The organism is Mesorhizobium sp. B1-1-5 (assembly GCF_006443065.1).
Classification (GTDB): Bacteria; Pseudomonadota; Alphaproteobacteria; order Rhizobiales; family Rhizobiaceae; genus Mesorhizobium.
In genome coordinates this window covers 39,327-63,137 of the sequence record NZ_VFWS01000012.1, presented here as the reverse complement: position 1 = coordinate 63,137, position 23,811 = coordinate 39,327, and the positions used below count along the sequence as shown (strand labels likewise).

20 protein-coding genes are annotated in these 23,811 nt (G+C 63.9%); 13 read left to right on the top strand and 7 right to left on the bottom strand.

The features are described 5' to 3' along the window. The first annotated feature begins 34 nt into the window (after nucleotides 1–34). The 9 genes from FJ980_RS07115 (at nucleotide 35) to rpmG (ending at nucleotide 9,355) form a co-directional block, all read left to right on the top strand. Nucleotides 35–412 carry a hypothetical protein gene (locus FJ980_RS07115; protein WP_140542221.1) on the top strand — a complete coding sequence of 126 codons (378 nt, stop codon included), beginning with the start codon at nucleotides 35–37 and terminating at the stop codon, nucleotides 410–412. A gap of 278 nt (nucleotides 413–690) precedes the next feature. Next, entirely contained in the window at nucleotides 691–3,258 is a 2,568-nt protein-coding gene (gene topA / locus FJ980_RS07110) for a type I DNA topoisomerase (protein ID WP_140542220.1), read from the top strand. Between the two features lie 6 nt (nucleotides 3,259–3,264). Further along, the gene (rnr, locus tag FJ980_RS07105; RefSeq protein ID WP_140542219.1) at nucleotides 3,265–5,571 is read left to right on the top strand and encodes a ribonuclease R; all 2,307 of its coding nucleotides are present in this window, start codon (nucleotides 3,265–3,267) and stop codon (nucleotides 5,569–5,571) included. Then, nucleotides 5,571–6,014 carry a DUF983 domain-containing protein gene (locus FJ980_RS07100; protein ID WP_140542218.1) on the top strand — a complete coding sequence of 148 codons (444 nt, stop codon included), beginning with the start codon at nucleotides 5,571–5,573 and terminating at the stop codon, nucleotides 6,012–6,014. The genes rnr and FJ980_RS07100 overlap by 1 nt, the downstream gene beginning before the upstream one ends. Nucleotides 6,015–6,105: 91 nt before the next feature. Further along, entirely contained in the window at nucleotides 6,106–6,846 is a 741-nt protein-coding gene (locus tag FJ980_RS07095) for an NUDIX domain-containing protein (protein WP_140542217.1), read from the top strand. A 20-nt stretch (nucleotides 6,847–6,866) separates the two neighbouring features. Continuing rightward, nucleotides 6,867–8,042: an MFS transporter gene (locus FJ980_RS07090; RefSeq protein WP_140542216.1), complete on the top strand. Its 1,176-nt coding sequence runs from the start codon at nucleotides 6,867–6,869 to the stop codon at nucleotides 8,040–8,042. Between the two features lie 92 nt (nucleotides 8,043–8,134). Next, nucleotides 8,135–8,620, top strand: coding sequence for a hypothetical protein (locus FJ980_RS07085; protein WP_140542215.1), 486 nt, complete (start codon nucleotides 8,135–8,137; stop codon nucleotides 8,618–8,620). A gap of 32 nt (nucleotides 8,621–8,652) precedes the next feature. After that, a complete protein-coding gene (locus FJ980_RS07080) occupies nucleotides 8,653–9,015 on the top strand; it encodes a nuclear transport factor 2 family protein (RefSeq protein WP_140542214.1) in 363 nt (120 codons plus the stop codon). A gap of 172 nt (nucleotides 9,016–9,187) precedes the next feature. Beyond that, nucleotides 9,188–9,355 (top strand): 50S ribosomal protein L33, encoded by a 168-nt coding sequence (rpmG, locus tag FJ980_RS07075; RefSeq protein WP_006201775.1) that lies wholly within the window; start codon nucleotides 9,188–9,190, stop codon nucleotides 9,353–9,355. A gap of 490 nt (nucleotides 9,356–9,845) precedes the next feature. Here rpmG and FJ980_RS07065 read toward each other — a convergent pair whose 3' ends face one another. Beyond that, entirely contained in the window at nucleotides 9,846–11,219 is a 1,374-nt protein-coding gene (locus FJ980_RS07065; RefSeq protein ID WP_140542213.1) for a PleD family two-component system response regulator, read from the bottom strand. A 31-nt stretch (nucleotides 11,220–11,250) separates the two neighbouring features. Further along, nucleotides 11,251–11,622 carry a response regulator gene (locus tag FJ980_RS07060; RefSeq protein WP_040995610.1) on the bottom strand — a complete coding sequence of 124 codons (372 nt, stop codon included), beginning with the start codon at nucleotides 11,620–11,622 and terminating at the stop codon, nucleotides 11,251–11,253. Between the two features lie 240 nt (nucleotides 11,623–11,862). On the opposite strand from FJ980_RS07060, the gene FJ980_RS07055 reads away from it, so the two are divergent. Continuing rightward, nucleotides 11,863–12,162 (top strand): DUF3572 domain-containing protein, encoded by a 300-nt coding sequence (locus FJ980_RS07055; RefSeq protein ID WP_140542212.1) that lies wholly within the window; start codon nucleotides 11,863–11,865, stop codon nucleotides 12,160–12,162. Next, nucleotides 12,159–12,812: a hypothetical protein gene (locus tag FJ980_RS07050; RefSeq protein ID WP_140542211.1), complete on the top strand. Its 654-nt coding sequence runs from the start codon at nucleotides 12,159–12,161 to the stop codon at nucleotides 12,810–12,812. Before FJ980_RS07055 ends, FJ980_RS07050 begins: the two co-directional genes overlap by 4 nt. Nucleotides 12,813–12,821: 9 nt before the next feature. On the opposite strand, the gene FJ980_RS07045 is transcribed toward FJ980_RS07050, so the two are convergent. Together FJ980_RS07045 and FJ980_RS07040 are read right to left on the bottom strand one after the other, a co-directional pair. Beyond that, nucleotides 12,822–14,399, bottom strand: a complete 1,578-nt coding sequence (locus FJ980_RS07045; RefSeq protein WP_140542210.1) for a hypothetical protein — start codon at nucleotides 14,397–14,399, stop codon at nucleotides 12,822–12,824. Nucleotides 14,400–14,524: 125 nt separating this feature from the next. Continuing rightward, nucleotides 14,525–15,100, bottom strand: coding sequence for a GNAT family N-acetyltransferase (locus FJ980_RS07040; RefSeq protein WP_140542209.1), 576 nt, complete (start codon nucleotides 15,098–15,100; stop codon nucleotides 14,525–14,527). 65 nt (nucleotides 15,101–15,165) lie between these two features. Here FJ980_RS07040 and FJ980_RS07035 point away from each other — a divergent pair, with 65 nt between their 5' ends. Then, nucleotides 15,166–16,494 (top strand): DNA polymerase IV, encoded by a 1,329-nt coding sequence (locus FJ980_RS07035; protein WP_140542208.1) that lies wholly within the window; start codon nucleotides 15,166–15,168, stop codon nucleotides 16,492–16,494. 4 nt (nucleotides 16,495–16,498) lie between these two features. Here the strand turns inward: FJ980_RS07035 and FJ980_RS07030 are convergent, their stop codons facing one another. Next, the gene (locus FJ980_RS07030) at nucleotides 16,499–17,002 is read right to left on the bottom strand and encodes a hypothetical protein (RefSeq protein ID WP_140542207.1); all 504 of its coding nucleotides are present in this window, start codon (nucleotides 17,000–17,002) and stop codon (nucleotides 16,499–16,501) included. A gap of 179 nt (nucleotides 17,003–17,181) precedes the next feature. Here FJ980_RS07030 and FJ980_RS07025 point away from each other — a divergent pair, with 179 nt between their 5' ends. After that, nucleotides 17,182–18,069, top strand: coding sequence for a DMT family transporter (locus FJ980_RS07025; protein ID WP_140542206.1), 888 nt, complete (start codon nucleotides 17,182–17,184; stop codon nucleotides 18,067–18,069). Between the two features lies 1 nt (nucleotide 18,070). Here FJ980_RS07025 and dnaE read toward each other — a convergent pair whose 3' ends face one another. Further along, nucleotides 18,071–21,595 (bottom strand): DNA polymerase III subunit alpha, encoded by a 3,525-nt coding sequence (gene dnaE / locus FJ980_RS07020; RefSeq protein WP_140542205.1) that lies wholly within the window; start codon nucleotides 21,593–21,595, stop codon nucleotides 18,071–18,073. A 113-nt stretch (nucleotides 21,596–21,708) separates the two neighbouring features. Then, the gene (locus FJ980_RS07015) at nucleotides 21,709–23,721 is read right to left on the bottom strand and encodes an acetyl/propionyl/methylcrotonyl-CoA carboxylase subunit alpha (protein ID WP_140542204.1); all 2,013 of its coding nucleotides are present in this window, start codon (nucleotides 23,719–23,721) and stop codon (nucleotides 21,709–21,711) included. Nucleotides 23,722–23,811: the final 90 nt, after the last annotated feature.

Sequence of the window (23,811 nt, the reverse complement as noted above, 5' to 3'; positions counted from 1 at the left end):
GCGACTGCCGCGCGCTTGTTTCAGGGAGACTACCGTGAAAGCAATCGCACTCGGCTTTGCCGCGCTACTGCTGGGCACCGCCGCATCCCAGGCCGCCGAAGCCTGGAAGGAAGCCGAAGTCAGCGGCACCAAGATCTATACCGACGCCAAGGGCATGACGCTCTATACCTTCGATAAGGACGAGAAGGGCAAGTCCAATTGCTACGACAATTGCGCCGCCAACTGGCCGCCGCTGAAGGCCGAGGCCGGGGCCAAGGCTGACGATGAATGGACGATCGTCGACCGCACCGACGGCAGCAAGATGTGGGCCTATGACGGCAAGCCGGTCTATACCTTCGTCAAGGACGAGAAGGCCGGCGACATGACCGGCGAAGGCGTCGCCGGCGCCTGGCACGTGGTCAAGGCCGACTGAGGCAACGCTGTTGAATGCTCCGGCTGCCGGCTTTCTTGATCCGGCAGCCGGTCGTCTTTTACCGGTCGTCCGCCCGGTTCGAGACGTGCATGCCTCCATCCCCAAAAATGTGATCTTTGCCATACACTCTAAGAGTGTATTGCCAGCGGCCGCTTCCCAAATTGGCGGCTTCCCCTTGACCGATCGCAAAAGCACGGCCATGTGAGCGACGAAAAGAGTGGGATTTCGTCGCGCGTCGCGGAGTTCTTCCGCAACCTCACAGCTGATTAAGAGACCTCATGGACGTCGTCGTCGTCGAATCGCCGGCCAAGGCGAAGACAATCAACAAATATCTAGGCAAGAACTATAAGGTTCTGGCCTCGTTTGGCCATGTCCGCGATCTGCCGGCCAAGGATGGCTCGGTGCGCCCTGACGAGGACTTCGCCATGTCCTGGTCCGTCGACACCGCGTCGGGCAAGCGCCTCGCCGACATCGCCAAGGCGGTCAAGGATGCCGATGGGCTGATCCTCGCCACCGACCCGGATCGCGAGGGCGAGGCGATTTCCTGGCACGTGCTCGAAGTCCTGAAGCAGAAGCGCGCGCTGAAGGACAAGCCGGTCAGCCGCGTCGTCTTCAACGCCATCACCAAGGCCTCGGTGCTCGATGCCATGGCCAATCCGCGCCAGATCGACGCGCCGCTTGTCGACGCCTATCTGGCCCGCCGCGCGCTCGATTATCTCGTCGGCTTCACGCTTTCGCCGGTGCTGTGGCGCAAGCTGCCTGGCGCCCGCTCCGCCGGCCGTGTGCAGTCGGTGGCGTTGCGCCTCGTCTGCGACCGCGAATCCGAGATCGAGCGCTTCATCCGCGAGGAATACTGGCAGATCGCAGCCATCCTCGGCACGCCGCGCAACGACAGTTTCGAGGCGCGGCTGACCGCGTTTGCAGGCAAGAAGCTGCAAAAACTCGACATCGCCAACAAGGCGCAGGCCGACGACATCAAGGCGATGCTCGAAGGCGCGACCTTCAAGGCATTGTCGGTCGAGGCCAAGCCCACCAAGCGCAATCCCGGCCCGCCCTTCACCACCTCGACGCTACAGCAGGCCGCCTCGTCAGGCCTCGGTTTCTCGGCCACGCGAACCATGCAGGTCGCGCAGAAGCTCTATGAAGGCATGGACATCGGCGGCGAGACCGCCGGCCTCATCACCTATATGCGTACCGACGGCGTGCAAATGGCGCCTGAGGCGATCGAGGCTGCCCGCAGCGCCATAGTCAGCGAGTTCGGCGCGAAATACCTGCCGGAGAAGCCGCGTTTCTACACCACCAAGGCGAAGAACGCCCAGGAAGCGCATGAGGCGATCCGCCCGACCGATTTCGGGCGCACGCCTCAGTCGGTCAGGCAGTATCTCGACGCCGACCAGGCGCGCCTCTACGAGCTGATTTGGAAGCGTGCCATCGCCAGCCAGATGCAGCCGGCCGAGATCGAACGCACCACGGTCGAGATCGAAGCCGTCAACGGCGCTCGTGCTGCCGAGCTGCGCGCCGTCGGTTCGGTTATCCGCTTCGACGGCTTCATCGCCGCCTATACCGACCAGAAGGACGAGGACGCGGAGGACGAGGAGAGCCGCCGCCTGCCCGAGATCCGCTCCGGCGAGCAGCTCGCCCGCCAGGCGATCAACGCCACCCAGCACACCACCGAGCCGCCGCCGCGCTATTCCGAGGCGTCGCTGATCAAGAAGCTGGAAGAGCTCGGCATCGGCCGGCCATCGACCTACACCGCGATCCTGAAGACGCTCGAGGACCGCGACTACGTCACCATCGACAGACGCCGGCTGGTGCCGCAGGCAAAGGGCCGGCTGCTGTCGGCCTTCCTCGAAAGCTTCTTCGAGCGTTACGTCGAATATGACTTCACCGCTTCGCTCGAGGAGAAGCTAGACGAGATTTCCGATGGCAAGCTCGCCTGGAAGGACGTCCTGCGCGACTTCTGGAAGGATTTCTCCGGCGCCGTCAACGACATCAAGGAACTGCGCGTCACGGACGTGCTCGATGCGCTCAACGAAGAACTCGCGCCGCTGGTCTTCCCGGAGCGCGAGGACGGCTCCAATCCGCGCATCTGCCCGAAATGCGGCACCGGCAATCTGTCGCTGAAGCTCGGCAAGTTCGGCGCCTTCGTCGGTTGCTCGAACTACCCCGAATGCTCCTACACCCGCCAGCTCGGCGACGCCGCCAATCCCAATGGCGAGAACGGCAATGGCGAGGACGGCGTCAAGCTGCTCGGCAAGGATCCTTACACCGCCGAGGAAATTACGCTGCGCAGCGGCCGTTTCGGCCCCTATATCCAGCGCGGCGAAGGCAAGGAGGCCAAGCGCTCCAGCCTGCCCAAGGGCTGGACGCCCGACTCGATCGACCACGAGAAGGCGCTGGCGCTGCTGGGTCTGCCGCGCGATGTGGGAAAACATCCCGAAACCGGCAAGATGATCTCGGCCGGCCTCGGACGCTACGGCCCGTTCGTGCTGCATGACGGCACCTATGCCAATCTGGAAAGCATCGAGGACGTGTTCTCGATCGGCCTGAACCGCGCCGTTTCGGTGATCGCCGAGAAGCAGCAGAAGGGCAAGGGTGGCCGCAACGGCGCCACGCCGGCGGCGCTCAAGGAATTGGGCGACCATCCCGGCGGCGGCGGCAAGATCGTCGTTCGCGACGGCAAATATGGTCCGTACGTCAACTATGGCAAGGTCAATGCGACGCTGCCAAAGGGCAAGGATCCGCAATCGGTGACGATGGAAGAAGCGCTCGCCCTGATTGCCGAGAAGGAAGCCAAGGGCGGAGGCGGCAAAAAGCCCTTCCGCCGGGCGGCGAAGAAGGGATAGCAGGACGTGGCGCGCAGGATCTCCGGAAGAAGCCACGGCGATCCGCGCAACGCCGATACCAGGGCCAAGGTCAAGGACGACTATCGTCCGTCGCGTGACGAGGTCCTGCGCTACATCGCCGAAAATCCCGATCGCTCCGGAAAGCGCGAGATCGCCAAGGCCTTCGCGCTGCGCGGCGAGGACCGCATTTGGCTGAAAGACCTGTTGCGAGACCTTCAGGATGAAGGCCTCCTCAACAAGGAGCGCAAGCGCCTCACCCGCGCGGGCGCCGTGCCTCATGTCGCGGTGCTCGACATTTTTGGCCGCGACGATGACGGCGTGCTTCTGGCGAATCCGAGCGAATATACCGGCGCCGGCTCGCCCCCCGTCATCGCCATCCGCATCTCGCGCGCCGCCGGAGGCCCGGTCCCCGGCATTGGCGACCGTGTGCTTGCCAAGACTTTCCCGACCGACGATCCGTCAGGCCCTGCCTATACCGGGCGGGTGATGAAGATCTTCGAGAAGCGCAGCGACGCCGTGCTCGGCGTCTTCCGCGTGCTGAAGGATGGGACGTTCCGCATCGAGCCGGTCGAACGGCGCCAGCCGGAACTGATCGTCGACAAGGAATTCCAGAACGGCGCCAGGAATGGCGATCTGGTGGAGGTGGAGCCGGCGCGGGCATCCCGTTACGGACTGCCCCGGGCAAAGGTGCTGGCGGTGCTGGGCTCGCTGAGCAGCGAGAAGGCGGTCTCGATGATCGCCATCCACGCCCACGACATCCCCCATGTCTTTCCTGCGGACGTGATTGCCGAGGCGGAAGCGGTAAAGCCGGCGACGCTCGATCAGCGCGAGGACTGGCGCAGTCTGCCGCTGGTGACCATCGATCCGGCCGATGCCAAGGACCATGACGACGCGGTCTTCGCCACGCCCGACACGGACGAGAAGAATCCCGGCGGCGTTGTCATCACCGTGGCGATCGCCGATGTCGCAACCTATGTTCGCTACGGCACGCCGCTCGACCGCGAAGCCCTGAAGCGCGGCAATTCGGTCTATTTTCCGGACCGCGTCGTGCCCATGCTTCCTGAACGCATCTCCAACGATCTCTGCTCGCTGCGCGAGGGCGAAGACAGGCCGGCAATCGCCGTGCACATGACCTTCTCCTCGGAAGGCCGCAAGCTCAGGCATTCCTTCCACCGCGTCATGATGAAGTCGGCCGCCAAGCTCGCCTACCCGCAGGCGCAGGCCGCGATCGACGGCGCGCCCGACGACAAGACACGGCCGATCCTCGACAGCGCTTTGAAGCCGCTATGGGACGCCTACGCCGTGCTCAGGCGCGGCCGCCAGTCCCGCCAGCCGCTTGAGCTCGACCTGCTCGAGCGCAAGATCCTGCTGAAGCCCGACGGCACGGTCGACCGCGTCGTCGTGCCGGAGCGCCTCGACGCGCATAAGCTCATTGAGGAATTCATGATCCAGGCCAATGTCGCGGCCGCCGAGACATTGGAGGGCAAGAAAGAGCCGCTCGTCTACCGCATCCATGACGCGCCGTCGCTCGCCAAGCAGGAATCGTTGCGCGAGTTCCTGGCAACGCTCAGCCTGTCGTTGGCGCGCGGCGCGCAGATGCGGCCGAGCCAGTTCAACGGCATTCTGGAGCGGGTGCGCGGCGCCGACAACGAGGCGCTGGTCAACGAAGTGGTGCTGCGCTCGCAGAGCCAGGCGGAGTACTCGCCGAAGAACATCGGCCATTTCGGCCTCAACCTCAGGCGCTACGCCCATTTCACCTCGCCGATCCGCCGCTACGCCGATCTGATCGTGCACCGTGGACTGATCGCGGCGCTTGGCCTCGGGCCCGGCGGCCTGGCGCAGCAGGAGGCGGACCGGCTGGAAGAGGTCGCCGCGCTGATCTCGGCGACCGAGCGACGCGCCATGGCGGCCGAGCGCGATACGGTCGACCGGCTGATAGCCGCTTATCTCGCCGAGCGCGTCAACGACACGTTCGACGCGCGCATCTCCGGCGTCACCAAGGCGGGACTCTTTGTCCAATTGCCGCAGTATGGCGCCGACGGCTTTATCCCGGTGTCAACTCTGGGCGGCGACTACTATATCTACGACGAAACCGCCCGATCGCTGTTCGGGGAACGCACCGGCAAGGGCTATCAGCTTGCCGATCGCGTCGAAGTCCGGCTGGTCGAGGTCGCGCCAATGGCCGGTGCGATGCGTTTCGAGATGCTGACCGACCCGAAGCCTCTGCCCGGCTCGAGGCGGTCGTTCCACAAGGCCAAGGGCCGCGCCCGCGCGTCGCAATCGCGTTCGGGACCGCGCGGCAGGAGACGATAATGCCAGGTAACTTCCAAGTGGAAGAACAGGTTTTCGGCGGCGAGCATCATTCGGGCCGCGTCGCGCGTCCGCTGTGGACGGCGATCAAGCGCGGGATACTCGGCCGCTGCCCGCATTGCGGCAAGGGAAAGCTGTTCCGCGCTTTCGTGAAGCCCGTGGACAAGTGCGAGGTCTGCGGCGAGGAGCTGCACCACCATCGCGCCGACGACCTGCCTGCCTATCTCGTCATCGTCATCGTCGGCCACATCGTGGTCGGCTCCTTCATGGCGGTTGAGGCGACCACCACACTGTCGACCTGGCAGCACGCGCTGATCTGGGTTCCGCTGACCATTATTCTGGCCGTCGCACTGCTGCAGCCGGTCAAGGGCGCTGTCATCGGCCTGCAATGGGCGCTTTATATGCACGGCTTCGGCGACGAGAAGGACGAATTCGAGAGCCATTGATAAGCCAGGTCGCACAGCGGTCGGCCCTGGTGCAAAGGCCGCGACGCGCAAGCCACTTTCGCATCAAGGAAGTTTCCGCTAGGTCGAGCGCATGGAAGGAATGACCAAGGCGGATGTCGACAAGCTCGATAAGGGCCTGGCCGTACGCAGCGGCCGGGCGTTGCGTCCGCGTGACGCCGCGACCCTCATTCTGCTCGATCGCCGCGGCAAGGACGTTCTGGTGCTGATGGGCCGGCGCCATGCCGGGCACGCCTTCATGCCCGGAAAATTCGTCTTCCCCGGCGGCCGCACCGATCCCGCCGACAGCCGCGTTCCCGTCGCTGCCCCTCTGCGGGGTGAAGAAGAAGGCAAGCTGGCCGCAGGCCCCGGCGGCGCGAGCGCGGCGCGGGCCCGCGCAATCGCCCTGTCGGCGATTCGCGAGACCTATGAGGAAGCCGGCCTGCTGATCGGCCGCAAGGGCGCCTTCTCGACCGCAAAGCGCGACTGGCAGGGTTTCGCCGAACATGGCGTGGTCCCCTCGCTGGACGTGCTCCGCTTCGTCGCCCGCGCCATCACTCCGCCCAATCGCGTGCGCCGTTTCGACACGCGTTTTTTCAGCGCCTGGCGCCACGACGTTGCCGTGGAATTGCCCGGCGGCGGTCCGACGAACGAACTCGAAGAACTTGTCTGGCTGCCGCTTGCCGATGCCCGCAAGGCCGACATCCCCGACATCACCGGCATGATCCTGGAAGAACTGGAAAGTCGGCTTGCCGAAGATCCATTGCTGCGGCCGGGGGGCGCCGTGCCGTTCTTCCGGCTCGTCCGCAACCGCTTCGTCCGCGAAGTCCTTTAGAAGCAGAGCATTTTGATCTCATGACGGTCGATACCCAACAACAGGGCGACGAACGCGTACACTGGCTGCCGATGGTCGCGGCGATCTCCTCGATCAGCGTCGTCGGCATCGCCATCGGTCTAGGCATGCCGTTGCTCAGCGTCATTCTGGAAAGTCGCGGCCATTCCGCTTCGATGATCGGTCTCAACACCGCTGTCGCCGGTCTCGCCTCGATTGCCGGCGCGCCGCTCGCTACCCCGCTTGCCATGCGGCTAGGCGTCGCCTGGACCATGCTGTTGATGATTGCCATCGGCGCGCTCGCCTTCGTCGGCTTCCATTTCGCGCCGGAATTCTGGATGTGGTTTCCGCTCCGCGTCGCCCTGCATATTTCGCTGACGGTATTGTTCATCCTGTCGGAATTCTGGATCAGCACCTCCGCCCCGCCGAACCGGCGCGGCCTTGTGCTTGGCATCTACGCCACCGTGCTGTCGCTCGGCTTCGCCGCCGGACCATGGCTGTTCGCCCATCTCGGCAGCACGGGCTTCCTGCCGTTCGGCGTCACCATAGCGCTGGTGACGCTTGCTGCCATTCCGGTGCTGGCCGCCCGCAACGAGAGCCCGACCATCGTCGCCGACAGCGAGACCAGCCACTTCCTGCGCTATATCTGGCTGGTGCCGACCGCGACCTTCGCCGTGCTTGTTTTCGGCGCCGTCGAGACCGGCGGTTTCTCGCTCTTCCCCGTCTATGGCAGCCGTATCGGCTATTCGGAAGCCGACGCCGCGCTGCTCCTGACAATGATCGGGCTCGGCAATGTGCTGCTGCAGATCCCGATCGGCATGATCAGCGATCGTGTCTCGGACCGCCGCTACCTGCTGCTGGCCTGCGCCACGGTCGGGCTCATCGGCACCGTCTTCATGCCGTTCTTCGCGCAGAACTGGCATCTGATGGCGGCCCTTCTGTTCGTCTGGGGCGGCGTCGTCGCCGCCATGTACACGATCGGCCTTGCCCATCTCGGCTCGCAGCTGTCCGGCCACGAACTGGCATCCGCCAATGCTGCCTTCGTGCTTTGCTATGGCGTCGGCATGGTGCTGGGTCCGCAGGCGATCGGCATCGGCATGGATGCCTTTGGCCCATCCGGCTTTGGCTGGTCGCTGGCCTTTTTCTTCGCCGCCTACATGGCTCTGATCCTGGTCAGGCTGGTGCGCAAGATTCTCTAGGCAATGCCGCTGAAGCGTCGGGCATCCTGACATCACCGTGTCAGCAGCACCCCTGCTATAACCTGCCTCCGACGCGAGGTAGGAGAATTGCGATGGTCGACAGCGGCTTTGAAACCAGATCCCTCAGGATGGAACTGCTTCTGCTCGTCACATTCCAGGCGCCGGCCGCCGATGTCGAGCGCATCATGGAGGCCGTGGTGGCGATCACGCCGCTGCGCATGGGCAAGTATGACGCCAACGCCTATCAATCGGCGCAAGGCATCGAGCATTACCGGCCGCTCGAAGGCGCCGCGGCCGGCGCTGAGACCGAACTGCGCCGGCGACCCGGCACCGTCGAAGTGTCGTTCGAGATCGCCGATGACCAGGTGCTCGCCGCTCGTGTCGTCGAGGCGATATTCCAGGCCCATTCCTATCAGGAGCCCGTCATCCGCATCCAACCGCTGCTCGCCAGCCGTTCCAAGGGTCTTGACGACCGTGCCAATCCCAACCGCTGGTGGAACACCACGGGCGACTGGAAAAAGGCGGGTGAGGATCGACTCGGCAAGGCGCCACGCCCGGAATCGGTTGCGGCGGAGTAACGCCGGAGCCTTGCAGCGTTTGGAAATCGCCGATGAATGACGACGCAACCCGCATGCCCGCACGCGATCCTCAGGACCTGGCGCGGCTTTTGGTTGCTCGCCAGCAGGCGGGAGACGCTGAAGGAATGGCCGCTCTCTACGCGCCCGATGCCATCCTCGATATCGGCAGCGGGCAGTTGGCGCGCGGCAGGGACGCCATCCGCGCGTTCTACGCCAAGTTGGTGATGGCGGGGCCAAAGTTTGAACTTGGAGATCAGCGTCCGGCTATGATCAACGGAGATTTGGCTCTCACCTCCACGCGCCTTCCCAATGGCACGGTGACTGTGGAAATTGCTCGCCGGCAAGGCGACGGCACATGGCTCTGGGTGATCGACCAGCCATCCATCCTTCCATGAGCCGTGACTCATCGTCGTATCCGGAACGATCCTCGGACGCTCGCGGGCTCGGAGGGCGCTCGGGCTTGACTTTCCGGGCGCGTTCTTTATGTGTCGCGCCAAGTTTCCCGCGTCCGGGTGTTTCCCCGTGCTTCAGCGGCCAAAACTCCACGAACATTAACGGACGAAAATCATGGCCAAAGCCGCAAACATCAAGATCAAGCTTCTGTCGACCGCCGACACCGGGTTCTTCTACGTCACCAGCAAGAACAGCCGTACCAAGACGGACAAGCTCTCGTTCCGCAAGTACGATCCGGTCGCCAAGAAGCACGTCGAGTTCAAGGAAACCAAGATCAAGTAATCTGGTTATCCTGAGAAACCAAAAACGCCGCCCAGAGGGCGGCGTTTTTGTTTTAGGTCGCCCGTACGACAAAGGAGCCGTGCCACGATCAAGCACGGGGTTCCGATGTCGGTTTTTGAGAAAAGGGGGCCGGTCGGCGGTTGGCAGCGGTACGAGGAGGCCACTATGTGCCAGCGCCGGCCGGCCGACCCCACGGACCCAGGAGATGCGGCGGACCTGAGCATCATGGGGTATTTTTGGATCGAGCCGGCTACTCTACCCTCGCGCCGGCCTCGTCTTCTGTCTATGCGTCGCAGATTTGCGCAAGACCTTATAAAAATCAACCATTTCTTAACCACCGCTCACGAATCGCTTGGGTTAAGGTAAATTCGTAACCCTGTTGGGACGGCCGAGAATCGTCGCCTTTTTGCCGAGCATGTCTCCCGAAACTGGAAACCGGTTTCGGGATAAAGACCGGCGCGTGCGGGGTCTGAAAGATCGCGACGTGTTTTCAGGCAGCCTTGGCGACCACCCTGTTGCGGCCGCCGCTTTTGGCCTCATAGAGCGCAAGGTCGGCGCGCTTCATCAGGGCGGCGACGCTGTCGGTCCCTTTCAGAAGCGAGGACACGCCGACGCTGACCGTGACCTCGATCGCCTTGCCGTCGGCACCGATGGCAAAAGGCGCTTGCGCGATCTCGGCGCGAATGCGTTCGGCAACCTTCTCGGCGACCGCGCCGTCGGTGTCAGGCATAACCACGACGAACTCCTCGCCGCCAAAGCGGCAGGCGAGATCGATGCCGCGCACATTCTTGCGCAGCCGCCGGGCGAACTCGCGCAGAACGTCGTCACCGCCGTCATGGCCATGGGTATCGTTGATCGACTTGAAGCGATCGAGATCGGTGATCATCACCGACAGGGGCCGCCGCCGCGCCACGGCGCGATCGAACAGCGTCTGCAGATGGCTGTCGAGGTAGCGGCGGTTGTGCAGCCCGGTCAGCCCGTCGATCACCGCCATCTCGATCGTCTGCGCGACGCTGGCGCGCAATTGGTCGTTGTAGCGCTTGCGCCGCACCTGTGTGCGCAGGCGCGCCGTCAGCTCGTGCTGGTCGATCGGCCGGATCAGGTAGTCATTGATGCCAAGTTCCAGGCCACGCAGGATGCGGCCCTCCTCGCCCTCGTCGGCGAGCAGCATGATCGGCAGGAAGCGGGTGCGGTCGAGCGAACGCAGCTGCGAGCAGAGTCTCAGCGCATCGAAGTCGGAGAAGGCAGTCGAGATCAGCACGCATTCATACGCCGTCTCGGCCGCCTGGAAGAATCCCGCATTCGGGTCGGTCGCGACATCGAGCTCGGCGCTGTTGCGCAGCATCTTCTGGATGCGTTCGACGGAAGTTTTGCGCTCATCGATGAGAAGCACCCGCGGCTTGGCGTCTTCGGTCGCGAAATCGCGGCTCAGAAGCTCCTCGATGCCGATATTGCGCGTGGTCGAGGCGCGCAGCCTGAGCTCGTCGGTCAGCGACTTCAGCCTGACCAGGCTCTTGACGCGTGTCATCAGCTGCAGGTCGTTGACCGGCTTGGTCAGGAAATCGTCAGCGCCCGCCTCGAGGCCGCGCACCCGGTCCGACACTTGGTCGAGCGCCGTGATCATGACGACAGGGATATGCGAGGTCGCCGGATCACTCTTCAGGCGCTTGCAGACCTCGAACCCGTCCATGTCCGGCATCATCACATCGAGCAGCACGACGTCGACCTTGCCGTTCTCGCAGGTCTCGATCGCATCCGGGCCGTTATTGGCCGTCAGTACCTCGAAATACTCGGCAAGCAGCCGAACTTCCAGCAGCCGCACATTGGCGGGGATATCGTCGACGACGAGGATCCGCGCAGTCATCTCAAAACTCCGGTTCTGCTGGTCTCGGGCATCAGGCGTCGCCCAGATAGGATTTGATCGTCTCGATGAAGCGCGGCACCGAGATCGGCTTGGAAATATAGGCCTCGCAGCCGCCCTGGCGGATGCGCTCCTCATCGCCCTTCATGGCGAAGGCGGTGACGGCGATGACGGGGATCGAATGCAATTCGTCGTCTTCCTTCAGCCATTTGGTCACTTCCAGGCCGGACACTTCCGGCAGCTGGATGTCCATCAGGATGAGGTCCGGCCGGTGCTGGCGCGCGAGATCGAGCGCCTCCAGGCCATTGCGCGTGCGAACCGTGTCGTAACCGCTGGCTTCGATGAGGTCCCGAAAGAGCTTCATGTTAAGCTCATTGTCCTCGACGATCATCACCTTCTTAGCCATCAGTTTCCCGTCCCGACCGCCCTCGAAGCCGAAGGCCGTCGCAATGCGTCCCCTTCGGACCGCACCCAACCCATTTCCACTCTAGCCCAATATGATTGACGAAACGGAAACCGGAGGTTGGAAAGCTGCACCAATTCCACCTTCGGACGTTGCATGGGAAAGAGCGGAGGCTTGCCGCAAGCGACGCTTGCCGTTACTGCGGAAGGAGACTCGAAAAAATCCACCATTGCAAAGGTAACGATGGCGAACGCAGCGTCAATGCGCGAGGAAGCGGAAACCATTGCCGTCAAGGCCCTGGCCTTCGTCGCCGCCGACCCGGAGCTTCTGCCCCGCTTCCTGGCGATCACCGGCATCGAGGCGAACTCGATCCGCAGGGCCGCAGCTGAGCCGGGCTTCCTTGCCGGCGTTCTGCAATTCATCCTGGCGCACGAGCCGACGCTTCTGCGCTTCGCCGAGGAAACCGGCACGCCGCCAGCCGCCGTCGGCAAGGCGCTGCGCGCCCTTCCGCTGGGCAACGACGATCACGAGCGCTCGACATGAGCGACGATCCCGAGACGGCGCGGCAGATCGAAGAGCTTGCCGCCGATGACCGGCCGCTGCTGGTGCTCGATGTCGACGATGTCGTGCTCGAATTCGTCCGGCCCTTCCCGCATTTCCTGAAGTCGCGCGGCTTCAGGCTGACGCTGGCTTCCTTCCGCCTCACCGGCAACATCGCCGAGACGGCGAGCGGGCGGCTGATCGAGCAGCCGGAAGTGACGGCGCTGCTCGGCGATTTCTTCGACGCCCAGGCGGATTGGCAAAGCATCGCAGAGGGCGCGGCGGACGCGCTGGCGACGCTCGGCCGAAGCGCCGAGATCGTCCTGCTGACCGCCATGCCGCACAAGCACCGCGCCGTGCGCCGCGCGCATCTCGATGCGCTGGGACTCAATTATCCGCTGCTGACGACGGAAATGGCCAAGGGACCTGCCATCGCGAAACTGCGCGACGTCAAGGGCCGGCCCGTCGCCTTCGTCGACGACCAGCCTTCCAACCTGGTTTCGGCGCGCAATTCCGTGGCCGATGCCCACCTCTTCCATTTGATGGCTGACAACTCGCTGCGCGCCTTCCTGCCGCCGACGCCGGAAGACATCATCTCGGTCGACGACTGGCGCGATGCGGCGCCAAAGATCGCAGCCGCGCTCGGGCTTTAAGCCAAGTGCTCAGGGCTTCAGCTTCGCTCCGGCCCCGCCATTGTCACCGCCGTCCGAATCATCGCCGCCGGTGGAATCATCCGTTCCGTCCGCGCCGTCATCGCCTGAGTTGTCATCCTGGCCCGCGCTGTCGTCCTGGGCGGCGTCCGGTCCCTTCAGCATGGCGCCGTTGACCGTGACTGATCCATCGGCCTTGGTGTTGATCATCCACTCCAGCCGGCCGTCCGGCAGCGTCTTGCCAAAACCTTTGACGGCCAACGCAAATGGGAAGGCCTGCGCCATCTGCTCATCGCTTTTGGCGGCTTCCTTCAAGGCATCGACGATCTTGTCATAGCCGGCGACATCGACGGTCACGGTCGCATCGGGTTTCTCGCCGGGAAAGGTCATCTCGCCTTCCAGCGCAACCTCGATATTGCCGTTCTTCACCGTGCTGTGCCCGATCACGACCTTCGGATTCTTGGCCTTGAAATCAGCGACCAAAGCTTTGCCGAATTCGTCCGACAGCGGCGGATTCTTATTGAGATCAAAGGCTTCGATCGCCTTTTTCGCCATTGTATCGAGATCGATATTCGCGCCGCCGAAATTCAGGTCGATGTCCGTGGGCAGCAATGGGGTGGTCCATTCCGGCAGGGTCTGATGCGGGATCGTCAGGCCGGCAGCCTTGATCGCGTAATCGACCTTGCCGTTCTGGGAGACGCCGTCCATGCCGAATGCGGTGCTGAACTGCGTGGCGCCGAACTTGCCGACCGGGCTGTCCACCTCGAAATTCTTGAAGCCGTAATTGCCGTCGACCCTTTCCCAGATGGGCAGCGCGGCCAGCATCAACGATTTGAGCTCGGCCTGGCTGGCCTTGAGCTTGGCTTCGTCTTCATTGGCCACGGCAAAGGCAAGCAGGTCGAGCAGCGGCTTCGTCCGCACGCCTTTGCCGTGTGCGTCGACCGAAAGTTCCGGCGTCTTCAAGGTGAGCGGAAAGTTCATCCCGCTGTCGGGGTCGTTCACCTTGATCATCTCGACGAAATCCGAGACTTTCTGCGTAGCCGTGAAGTCGACGCCGCCATTGGCGGATTTGGTCGCGGTAACGTTGGCGGTGCCGGCGCCGGTCGAGACATCTGCCTGCTGCTTGGCTTGCCGGGACGTCATGGTCATTCCGGCCAATGAGCTGGTCGCGCTGGTGAAGGCGGCAAGAGCCGGATCGTAGACGCTGGTCAGCTTGCCGTCCTTGATCGTGAACTCCATGCTCTGACGGCCTTCCGGTCCTTCGAACTCGAAGGATGCGCCTTGCGAGAAATTCGACGAGACGTCCCAGGACCCGTCGCTGCGCGGCTTCACCATCAGCGCGTATGGCGCCAGGTCGAATTTCAGGAGCTTCTGTTCCGGCAGCGCATTGACGAGCGCCTTGACGTCAAGCGCGATCTTGTAGGCGTCGCCCTCGACCGAAACCTTGAGCACGCCCTTGTCGAACGCCTGCTTGCCGAAATAGCGCGCCAGATTGTCGGAAAGATCTTTGGCGCCTTGATTGTCGACGGTCTGGGCAAAAGCCGGCGCGCTGAGCGCGAGGGCAAAGGCAAATGGCAAAATACGCTTCACGTCAGTTCTCCGTGATTTCGGAAGACGAAATATTCATGCTTCTGGTAGGCAAGAAGCGTAACAGCCGCAAGACGCCGACTGTAGGCCAAAAGCGCATCCGGCTAAAGCACCAGACGCATTAGCGCCTAAAGCACCAGGCGCATTAGCGGCCGGCCGGGCTTGCGCTCCACCAGCCTCTCGAAGCCGGCCTTCTCGAATACCCGCGACGAGCCGACGAAAAGCCCGATCGAGCGCGAATCGCGCGACAGGTCGATCGGGCAGGCTTCCAGCAGCCTCGCTCTATTCTCGCGGGCGAAGGCGATGCCGCCCTCGACAAGGCGATGCGTGATGCCCCGGCCCCTCGCCCTGGCGCGGATGAAGAAGCAGGAGATCGCCCAGACATTCGGGTCGCCGGCATCGGCCGGATCGACCGGCGCCGAGCCCCTGCCCTGATTGTTCCACTCAGGCACATCGGCGCGCGGGCCGATCTGCATCCAGCCGACGGCCTTGCCGTCCTCGAGCGCCAAGAGTCCCGGCGGCGGGCCCGTTTCGATTCGCGCCTTGATGAGATCCTTGTTGCGCTCCTTGTCGCTGGCGCGGCGCTCCGCCGGCGACAACCGGAAATGCGTGCACCAGCAGCCGTAGCAGGCGCCCTGCTTGCCGAACAGGTCCTCGAAATCGGGCCAGCGTTCAGGAGTCAGCGGTGCTATGGTCGTGCTCATGCGTTCTCCCCAGGCCAAGCTTGTTGCCAGCCTTGCGCTGTCGTACCATTGCATTTGTTCTCTTTATGTTCGCAGCGATGGCGGCTCCTGTCAACAATCCCGAACACGGTTTTTGCCGTGACTGCCTGGCTTTCCAGCGCGGCGAGACGCGTCGCTGCGATCGCTGCGGCAGCCCGCGCCTCGTCCGTCACGCCGAGCTCTACCGGCTGCGGATCGCCCACATCGATTGCGACGCCTTCTACGCGGCGGTCGAAAAGCGCGACAACCCGGCGCTGAAGGACAGGCCGGTCATCATCGGCGGCGGCCGGCGCGGCGTCGTTTCCACCGCCTGCTATATCGCCCGCATCCAAGGCGTCCGCTCGGCCATGCCGATGTTCAAGGCGCTCGAACTGTGCCCCGAAGCGGTGGTGATCCCGCCCAACATGGAAAAATATGTCGGCGTCGGCCGCCAGGTGCGGGCGTTGATGCAGGCGTTGACGCCGCAGGTCGAGCCGCTGTCGATCGACGAGGCCTTTCTCGACCTCGCCGGTACCGAGCGGCTGCACGGCATGCCGGCGGCGCTGGTGCTGGGGCGCTTCGCGCAGACGGTCGAAAAGGAGCTCGGCATCACCGTTTCGGCCGGCCTCTCCTACTGCAAGTTCCTGGCGAAAATTGCCTCGGACTTTCGCAAGCCGCGCGGATTTTCCGTGATCGGCGAAGCCGAGGCGCCAAGCTTCCTCGCCGCGCAGCCGGTGACGATGATCTGGGGTGTCGGCAAGGCGCTGGCCGCGACACTGGAGCGCGACGGCATCCGCATGATCGGGCAGCTGCAGCGCATGGAGCGCGGCGACCTGATGCGCCGCTATGGCGTGATGGGCGACCGGCTCTACCGCCTGTCGCGCGGCGAGGACGACCGCACGGTCGATCCCGAAGGCGACGCCAAGAGCGTCTCGGCCGAAACCACCTTCGACAACGACATCGCCGCCTTGGCGGAGCTGGTGCCGGTGCTGCGCGGGCTGTCGGAAAAGGTCTCGGCGCGGCTGAAGAAATCCGGCATCGCCGGCCGCACCGTGGTGCTGAAGCTGAAGACGCAGGATTTCAAGACCCGGACCCGCAACCGCCAGCTCGGCGACCCGACGCGCCTGGCCGACCGCATTTTCCAGACCGGGCTCGACCTGTTGCGCCGCGAGGCCGACGGCACAAAGTTCCGCCTGCTCGGCATCGGCGTCAGCGACCTCTCCGACGACGAAAAGGCCGATCCGCCGGATCTGGTCGACGTGCAGTCGCGCAAGCGCGCGCTTGCCGAAAGCGCGATGGACACGCTGCGCGACAAGTTCGGCAGGAAAGCCGTCGAGACCGGCTATACATTCGGCAAGGGCCGCGCCGCCAATCCGCCCGAGCCGCTGGAAGATTGAAGCGTCAGGTCCGCTTGAGGTCGATCCGGCTCGTCACCACCATCTTGCCGGTTGCCGGATCCATGTCGGTCACCGTCATGCGCATATTGTCCGGCCCGATCTTTTCTACGGTCAGCTCCGCATTGCGGTCGCCATTGACGACTTTCGCCCAGTGGATGTCGAGGTTGATTGCGTCGCCCTTGCGGCTTCCTCTGAGCCCGGCAGGTCCGCTGCGCGAACCAATGTAAGTTCCGGTGTAGCTCGCCCCGTCGACCTTCAGGTCGGCGCGGATTTCCCGCGACATGATCAACAACGCACGACAGGTGCCGTCAAGCGAGAGCGAGTCGGCCGTCGCGTCCGAGGTGAAGTTGCAGTTGATGTTCATCACCGGCGTGTTCGTTCTGATCCTGACCGTCCCCTTGCCGGCGAACTTTCCCTGCAGCGATCGCAGGAAAGCCGCCTCGTCGGCATGCGCGGCCGTCGCGCAGAAAAGACAGGCAGCGGCCAGCACAGCGGCGGTCGATTTCATCAAGATGTTTCCCTCTCGCGATCATGCGCCCTCCGACGGAAGGCGTGGACTTAACGGATGCCCAGGCGCCAGGTTCCGCCGCCGCGATGACGGTTTTTTGACGCCCCGCTCCACTGGCCCAGTGGAATGATGCCGCTAACGGTTGCGGCCCGGGTCCGGGCTTGCGACATAGGACCCCAATGGCGCCCGCTCCCTCGATCCCAAAAGCTGCGTTCTGGATGGCTCTGTCAATCGCCTCGATGCTGGCGATGTCGGTTGCCGGCCGCGAGACGACGGCCGAGCTCAACGTCTTCCAGGTGCTGGAGCTGCGCTCGGTGATCGGTCTCTTCATCCTTTCGCCGCTGGTGATGATGAGCGGCGGTTTTGCCGCGATGCGCAGTGAGCGCCCCCTCGCCCATATCGCCCGCAACATGATCCACTATACCGGCCAGGCCGCCTGGCTCTACGCGCTGACGCTCATTCCGCTCGCCGTGCTGATCTCGATCGAGTTCACCACGCCGATCTGGACGGCGATCCTGGCGGTCAGCTTTCTGGGGGAAAGACTGTCCCGGTCGAAGCTCACGGCGATCGTGCTTGGCCTGATCGGCGTGGTCGTCATCGTGCGCCCCAGCGCCGGCTCGATGGATCCCGGCCACCTCGTCGTCCTGGGCGCCGCGGTCTGCTTCGGCATCTCGATGGTGCTGGTCAAGTCGATGACCAAAACCGAAAGCGTGGTGCGCATCATCTTCTGGATGCTGATCATCCAGTCGGCGGTTGGCCTGATCCCGGCTCTCTATAGCTGGCACAACCCTTCGCCAGGGCTCTGGCCGTGGATCTTCGTCATCGCCTTCACCGGTATGTCGTCGCATTTCTGTCTGGCCCGCGCGCTGGTCCATGCCGATGCCACGATCATCTCGCCTATGGACTTCCTGCGCGTGCCGCTGACGGCGCTGGTCGGCTGGCTGCTATACCATGAGCAGATCGACGTCTTCACCGCCGGCGGCGCAGGCTTGATCCTCGCCGGTAATCTGCTCAACCTGCAGAAGAAGACGCCGCGGGTGGCAGAGGCGGAGGCGGCAACGCCCTGAGCTAGACCAGCTCCACGTCCACCACGCCCTGCACCGCGCGCATGGCCGAGGCGATCTGCGGTGAGACGCGATAATTACCCAGGCCGATCTCAATCTCGCCCTGCGCCTCTCCCTTGAGAACGATGATGCTGACTTGACTGTCGCCACGCTGTCTGAGCTGCGATTGAATGATCGACGATGGTCCATCGTCCCGGACAAAGATGCGCAGCGCTTTCTGGATGCGGCTGGCTTCATCGTCCAGTGATTGCACCGAGTTGATGCGCAGGTTTACGCCCTCAGGCCTGTCTTCGGCCGCAACCATGATCACCACCGAACTGCCGGGCTCCAGCATGTCGCGATACTGCGCCAGGCCTTCGGAAAACAGTACGGCCTCATACTGTCCCGTCGTGTCGGAAAACTGCACGACGCCCATCTTGTTGCCGGTACGGGTCTTGCGCTCCTGCTTGGAGGTGACTGTGCCGGCGAGGCGCCCGGCGGCGGCGCCGCGTTTGACCGCAGCCGAGAATTCCGCCCAGTTCTGCACCCGCATCTTTTGCAGCGCTGCCTTGTACTCGTCGAGCGGATGCGCCGAGAGATAGAAGCCGACGATCTGGAATTCACGGTGCAGCTTGTCGGCAGCAAGCCACGGATCGGTCGCCGGCAGGTTGAGCGCCTGCGACTGGCTCCCAAGCGAAGCGCCGAAAATGTCGGCCTGGCCGGAGATGGCGTTTTGCTGCGCCAGCGAGGCCAGGCCCATCATCCGCTCGACGCCAGCCATCATCTGGGCGCGGTCGTGGCCGAAGCAATCCAGCGCGCCTGCCATGATCAGGCTTTCGAAGACGCGCTTGCCGACGATCTTCGGATCGACCCGCTCGCAGAAATCGGCAAGGTTCTTGAACGGCTTCTCGCCGCGTTTCTCGACGATGTGCTCGACCGCCGCGTCGCCGACGCCTTTCAGCGCCGCCAGCGAATAGAAGATCTTGTTCTCGCCGACCTCGAAGGGACGGAAGCTCGACATCACCGATGGCGCCACCACCTCTATGCCGAGGCGCATGGCGTCCTGGCGGAAATCGGCCAGCTTGTCGGTATTGCTCATGTCGAGCGTCATCGACGCCGCAAGGAACTCGACCGGGTAATGCGCCTTGAGATAGGCGGTCTGGTAGGAAACGACCGCGTAGGCAGCTGCATGCGACTTGTTGAAGCCGTAGTCGGCGAACTTGGCCAGGAGGTCGAAGATGAAATCGGCCTGCGGCTTTGAGACGCCGCGCTCGACCGCGCCCGTGACGAAGCGCTCTCGCTGCTTGTCCATCTCGGCGCGGATCTTCTTGCCCATGGCGCGGCGCAGGAGGTCGGCTTCGCCGAGCGAATAGCCGGAAAGCTCCTGCGCGATCTGCATCACCTGTTCCTGGTAGACGATGACGCCCTGGGTCTCCTTCACCAGATGGTCGATCTTGGGATGGATCGAGGCCATCTCCTCCTCGCCATGCTTTCTGGCGTTGTAGGTCGGGATGTTCTCCATCGGGCCGGGGCGATAGAGCGCCACCAGCGCGATGATGTCCTCGATGCAGTCCGGCCGCATGCCGATCAGCGCCTTGCGCATGCCGGCACTTTCAACCTGGAACACGCCGACCACCTCGCCGCGCGACAGCATCGCGTAGGTGTCGCGATCGTCGAGCGGGATCGTCGCGAGATCGATGTCGACGCCGCGCCGGCGGATCAGCTTCACCGCCGTTTCCAGCACCGTCAGCGTCTTCAGGCCGAGGAAGTCGAACTTCACCAGCCCCGCCTGCTCGACATATTTCATGTTGAACTGGGTGACCGGCATGTCCGAGCGCGGATCGCGGTACATCGGCACCAGCTCGGACAGCGGACGGTCGCCGATGACGATGCCCGCGGCGTGCGTCGAGGCATGGCGGTAGAGGCCTTCGAGCTTCTGCGCCGTGTCGAGCAGCGTCTGCACGATCGGCTCCTTCTCCGCCTCCTCGGCGAAGCGCGGCTCGTTGGCGATGGCATCCGCCAGCTTGACCGGATTGGCCGGGTTCTGCGGCACCATCTTGGAGAGCTTGTCGACCTGGCCGTAAGGCATCTGCAGCACGCGGCCGACATCGCGCAGCACGGCGCGCGCCTGCAGCGTTCCGAAGGTGATGATCTGCCCGACCTGGTCGCGGCCGTATTTCTGCTGGACGTAGCGGATGACTTCCTCGCGCCGGTCCTGGCAGAAGTCGATGTCGAAGTCCGGCATCGACACCCGGTCCGGATTGAGGAAGCGCTCGAACAGCAGCGAGAAACGCAGTGGGTCGATGTCGGTGATGGTGGTCGAATAGGCGACCAGCGAGCCGGCGCCCGAACCGCGCCCCGGCCCGACGGGAATGCCTTGCGCCTTGGCCCATTTGATGAAGTCGGCAACGATCAGGAAGTAGCCCGGGAACTTCATCTTCTCGATGATGCCGAGCTCGAATTCGAGCCGCTCGCGATATTGCTTTACCGTGTAGCCCGGCGTCGGCCCGTGCGCGGCCAGCCGCGCCTCCAGGCCTTCGCGCGCCTGCCGGGCTAGCTCGGCCGCCTCCGCCTTCTCGGCCGCGTCCTTGTCGGCAGCGTCGGCGCCGGTGAAACGCGGCAGGATCGGGCTGCGGGTCTTCGGATAATAGGAGCAGCGCATCGCGATCTCGACCGTGTTGTCGATCGCTTCGGGCAGGTCGAAGAAGAGCCGCGCCATCTCGGCCTGGCCGCGCAAGAAATTGTCAGGCGAAAGCCGCCGGCGGTTGTCGGCGGCGACGACCGAGCCTTCGGCAATTGCGATCAGCGCGTCATGCGCCTCATAATCCTCGCGTTTGGAGAAGAAGGCCTCGTTGGTGGCGACTAGCGGCAGGTCATGCGTGTAGGCAAGATCGACGGTCGATTTCTCGACCATGCGGTCATAGCCGGCGACCCGCTCCAGCTCGACATAAAGCCTGTCGCCGAACAGGCCCCTGAGGAACAGCAACCGCTGTTCGGCGAGATCGCGCCGGTCCGCTTTGAGCGCACTGCCGATCGGACCGCGCGGCCCACCGGTCAGACAGATCAGCCCGTCGCACCGATCTTCCAGCATAGCGCTGGTCAAATGCACCGGCTCGCCTGGCGGCGTCTCCAGATAGACCTTGCTGATCAGCCGCACGAGATTGCTGTAGCCGTCCTCGCTGGCGGCGATCAGCACGACCGGCGACATCTCCGGCCCGTGGCGGCGGCGATCACGCTGGCCGTCGCTCGCTTCCCCGGAAAAGGCCAGATCGATTTGGCAGCCGATGATCGGCTGGATGCCGTCCTTGACTGCCTTCTGGGCGAATTCGAGCGCGCCGAACAGGTTATTGGTGTCGGTGACGGCGATCGCCGGCGCCTCATCCTTGACGGCATGGCCGACGACCGCGCCAAGCTGCAAGGCGCCCTCGAGCAGCGAATAGGCCGAATGCACGCGCAGATGGATGAACCTACGCGCCGGCGTTTCGGGCCGGCTGGCCTTCACCGCCGCTTCGCGCTGCAAAGGATCGCGTGGAAGTCGTTCATCCGCCATGTTTTTTCACGCTGTGCCAAGACTCATCGGTGCAGATGTATTGTCCCGGACGGGGCCATACCAGTCCAGCACAATCGACCGCGACACAGGCTTGCGTCCCGCACCGCGCTTTCTCAGGCAAACCGCATGATCACCGCATCGACCGCCAGGCTGTCGCCGGGCTTCGCGTTGAGTTTTGCTATCGTGAGGTCGCGTTCGGCGCGCAGCACGTTTTCCATCTTCATCGCCTCGACCACGGCCAGCGTCTCGCCGGCCTTGACCTCCTGCCCCTCCGCCACGGCAATCGAGACGACGAGACCAGGCATCGGGCAAAGCAGCATCTTCGAGGTGTCGGGCGGCAGCTTCTCCGGCATCAGCCTTTCGAGCTCCGCGATGCGCGGCAGCATGGCGCGCGCCGTCACCGACATGCCTTTCCAGGCGATGCGCAAACCGTTCAGCGTCGGACGGATCTGCGCCGCGACCTTGTCGGCGCCGACCGTGCCCTGCCAGATCGCGTCGCCCGGCCGCCAGTCCGAAGCGACGGTCAGCGGCTTGCCGCCATCGATCGACAGATCGACCTCCATCGGGATGGAAATCATGCCGTCGACGATCTCGACCGGAAGATAGTCCGCGCCGATCTTTACCACCCAGTCGCGCTTGAGATGGCCGGAATGCGGCGCCAGCCTGCCGCTGAGGCGGTCGAGCCGGTCGCGCCGCAGCAGCTCGATCGCCGTAGCGACCGCGGCGAACACCGCCCTCTCCTCGCCATCCGGCCCGACCGGCGCAAAACCGTCAGGATATTCCTCGGCAATGAAACCGGTCGACAGCCGCCCCTCGCGCCAGCGCGGGTGCTGCATCAGCGCCGAAAGGAACGGTATGTTGTGCTCGATGCCGTCGACGACGAAGCTGTCCAGCGCCTCCGACATGGCGTCGATCGCCTCGAGCCTTGTCGGCGCCCAGGTGCAGAGCTTGGCCACCATGGGATCGTAGAACATCGAGATTTCCGACCCTTCGGCGACACCCGTGTCGTTGCGGACCACGACATCGCCGAACCTGCCTTCTTCCGGCGGCCGGTATCGCGTCAGCCGGCCGATCGAAGGCAGGAAGTTGCGGAAGGGATCCTCCGCGTAAAGGCGGCTTTCCACCGCCCAGCCGTTGAGCTTCACGTCGCTCTGCTTGATGCCGAGCTTCTCGCCGGCGGCGACGCGGATCATCTGTTCGACCAGGTCGATGCCGGTGACCAGCTCGGTCACCGGGTGCTCGACCTGCAATCGCGTATTCATTTCAAGGAAATAGAAATTCTTGTCCTTGTCGACGATGAACTCGACGGTGCCCGCGCTCTGGTAGTCGACGGCCTTGGCCAGGGCCACCGCCTGCTCGCCCATCGCCTTTCTCGTCTTGGCGTCGAGGAACGGCGACGGCGCTTCTTCCACCACTTTCTGGTTGCGGCGCTGGATCGAGCATTCGCGCTCGCCGAGATAAAGTGCCGTGCCATGCGCGTCGGCCAGCACCTGGATTTCGATATGGCGGGGATCGACGACGAACTTCTCGATGAAGACACGGTCGTCGCCAAAGGAGCTTTTCGCTTCCGAACGCGCCCGCTCGAAGCCGTCGCGCACCTCCGCTTTGCTCCAGGCGATGCGCATGCCCTTGCCGCCGCCGCCGGCCGAGGCCTTGATCATGACCGGATAGCCGATCTCGCCGGCGATCCTTTCGGCATGGTCGGCGTCTTCGATGACGCCCAGCCATCCAGGCACGGTCGAGACCTTGGCCTCGTTGGCGAACTTCTTCGATTCGATCTTGTCGCCCATGGCCTTGATAGCCTTGGGCTTCGGCCCGATGAAGACGATGCCTTCCTTCTCCAGCGCCTCGCAGAAAGAGGCGCGCTCCGACAAGAAGCCATAGCCCGGATGCACGGCTTGCGCGCCGGTTTGCTTGCAGGCGGCGGTGATCTTCTCAGGCAACAGATAGCTCTGTGCCGCCGGCGAGGGTCCGATATGCACCGCTTCGTCGGCCATCTCGACATGCACGGCATCGCGGTCGGCATCCGAATAGACCGCGACGGTGGCAATCCCCATCTTGCGCGCCGTCTTGATCACGCGGCAGGCGATCTCGCCGCGATTGGCGATCAGGATTTTCTTGAACATTCGGATGTCGTCCTCCGGCGAAGCGGTCCAGTTCTATGGACAATCCCGCCATGTCTCAAGTGTCCGGCCGGTGCGCATCTGACTTGCTCG

Excerpts from the sequence above, each read along its gene's own strand:
- topA (WP_140542220.1), top strand. The coding sequence starts at position 691 with ATGGACGTCGTCGTCGTCGAATCGCCGGCCAAGGCGAAGACAATCAAC.
- FJ980_RS07100 (WP_140542218.1), top strand. The coding sequence starts at position 5,571 with ATGCCAGGTAACTTCCAAGTGGAAGAACAGGTTTTCGGCGGCGAGCAT.
- FJ980_RS07095 (WP_140542217.1), top strand. The coding sequence starts at position 6,106 with ATGGAAGGAATGACCAAGGCGGATGTCGACAAGCTCGATAAGGGCCTG.
- FJ980_RS07090 (WP_140542216.1), top strand. The coding sequence starts at position 6,867 with ATGACGGTCGATACCCAACAACAGGGCGACGAACGCGTACACTGGCTG.
- FJ980_RS07085 (WP_140542215.1), top strand. The coding sequence starts at position 8,135 with ATGGTCGACAGCGGCTTTGAAACCAGATCCCTCAGGATGGAACTGCTT.
- FJ980_RS07080 (WP_140542214.1), top strand. The coding sequence starts at position 8,653 with ATGAATGACGACGCAACCCGCATGCCCGCACGCGATCCTCAGGACCTG.
- rpmG (WP_006201775.1), top strand. The coding sequence starts at position 9,188 with ATGGCCAAAGCCGCAAACATCAAGATCAAGCTTCTGTCGACCGCCGAC.
- FJ980_RS07065 (WP_140542213.1), bottom strand. The coding sequence starts at position 11,219 with ATGACTGCGCGGATCCTCGTCGTCGACGATATCCCCGCCAATGTGCGG.
- FJ980_RS07060 (WP_040995610.1), bottom strand. The coding sequence starts at position 11,622 with ATGGCTAAGAAGGTGATGATCGTCGAGGACAATGAGCTTAACATGAAG.
- FJ980_RS07055 (WP_140542212.1), top strand. The coding sequence starts at position 11,863 with ATGGCGAACGCAGCGTCAATGCGCGAGGAAGCGGAAACCATTGCCGTC.
- FJ980_RS07050 (WP_140542211.1), top strand. The coding sequence starts at position 12,159 with ATGAGCGACGATCCCGAGACGGCGCGGCAGATCGAAGAGCTTGCCGCC.
- FJ980_RS07040 (WP_140542209.1), bottom strand. The coding sequence starts at position 15,100 with ATGAGCACGACCATAGCACCGCTGACTCCTGAACGCTGGCCCGATTTC.
- FJ980_RS07035 (WP_140542208.1), top strand. The coding sequence starts at position 15,166 with ATGTTCGCAGCGATGGCGGCTCCTGTCAACAATCCCGAACACGGTTTT.
- FJ980_RS07030 (WP_140542207.1), bottom strand. The coding sequence starts at position 17,002 with ATGAAATCGACCGCCGCTGTGCTGGCCGCTGCCTGTCTTTTCTGCGCG.
- FJ980_RS07025 (WP_140542206.1), top strand. The coding sequence starts at position 17,182 with ATGGCGCCCGCTCCCTCGATCCCAAAAGCTGCGTTCTGGATGGCTCTG.
- dnaE (WP_140542205.1), bottom strand. The coding sequence starts at position 21,595 with ATGGCGGATGAACGACTTCCACGCGATCCTTTGCAGCGCGAAGCGGCG.
- FJ980_RS07015 (WP_140542204.1), bottom strand. The coding sequence starts at position 23,721 with ATGTTCAAGAAAATCCTGATCGCCAATCGCGGCGAGATCGCCTGCCGC.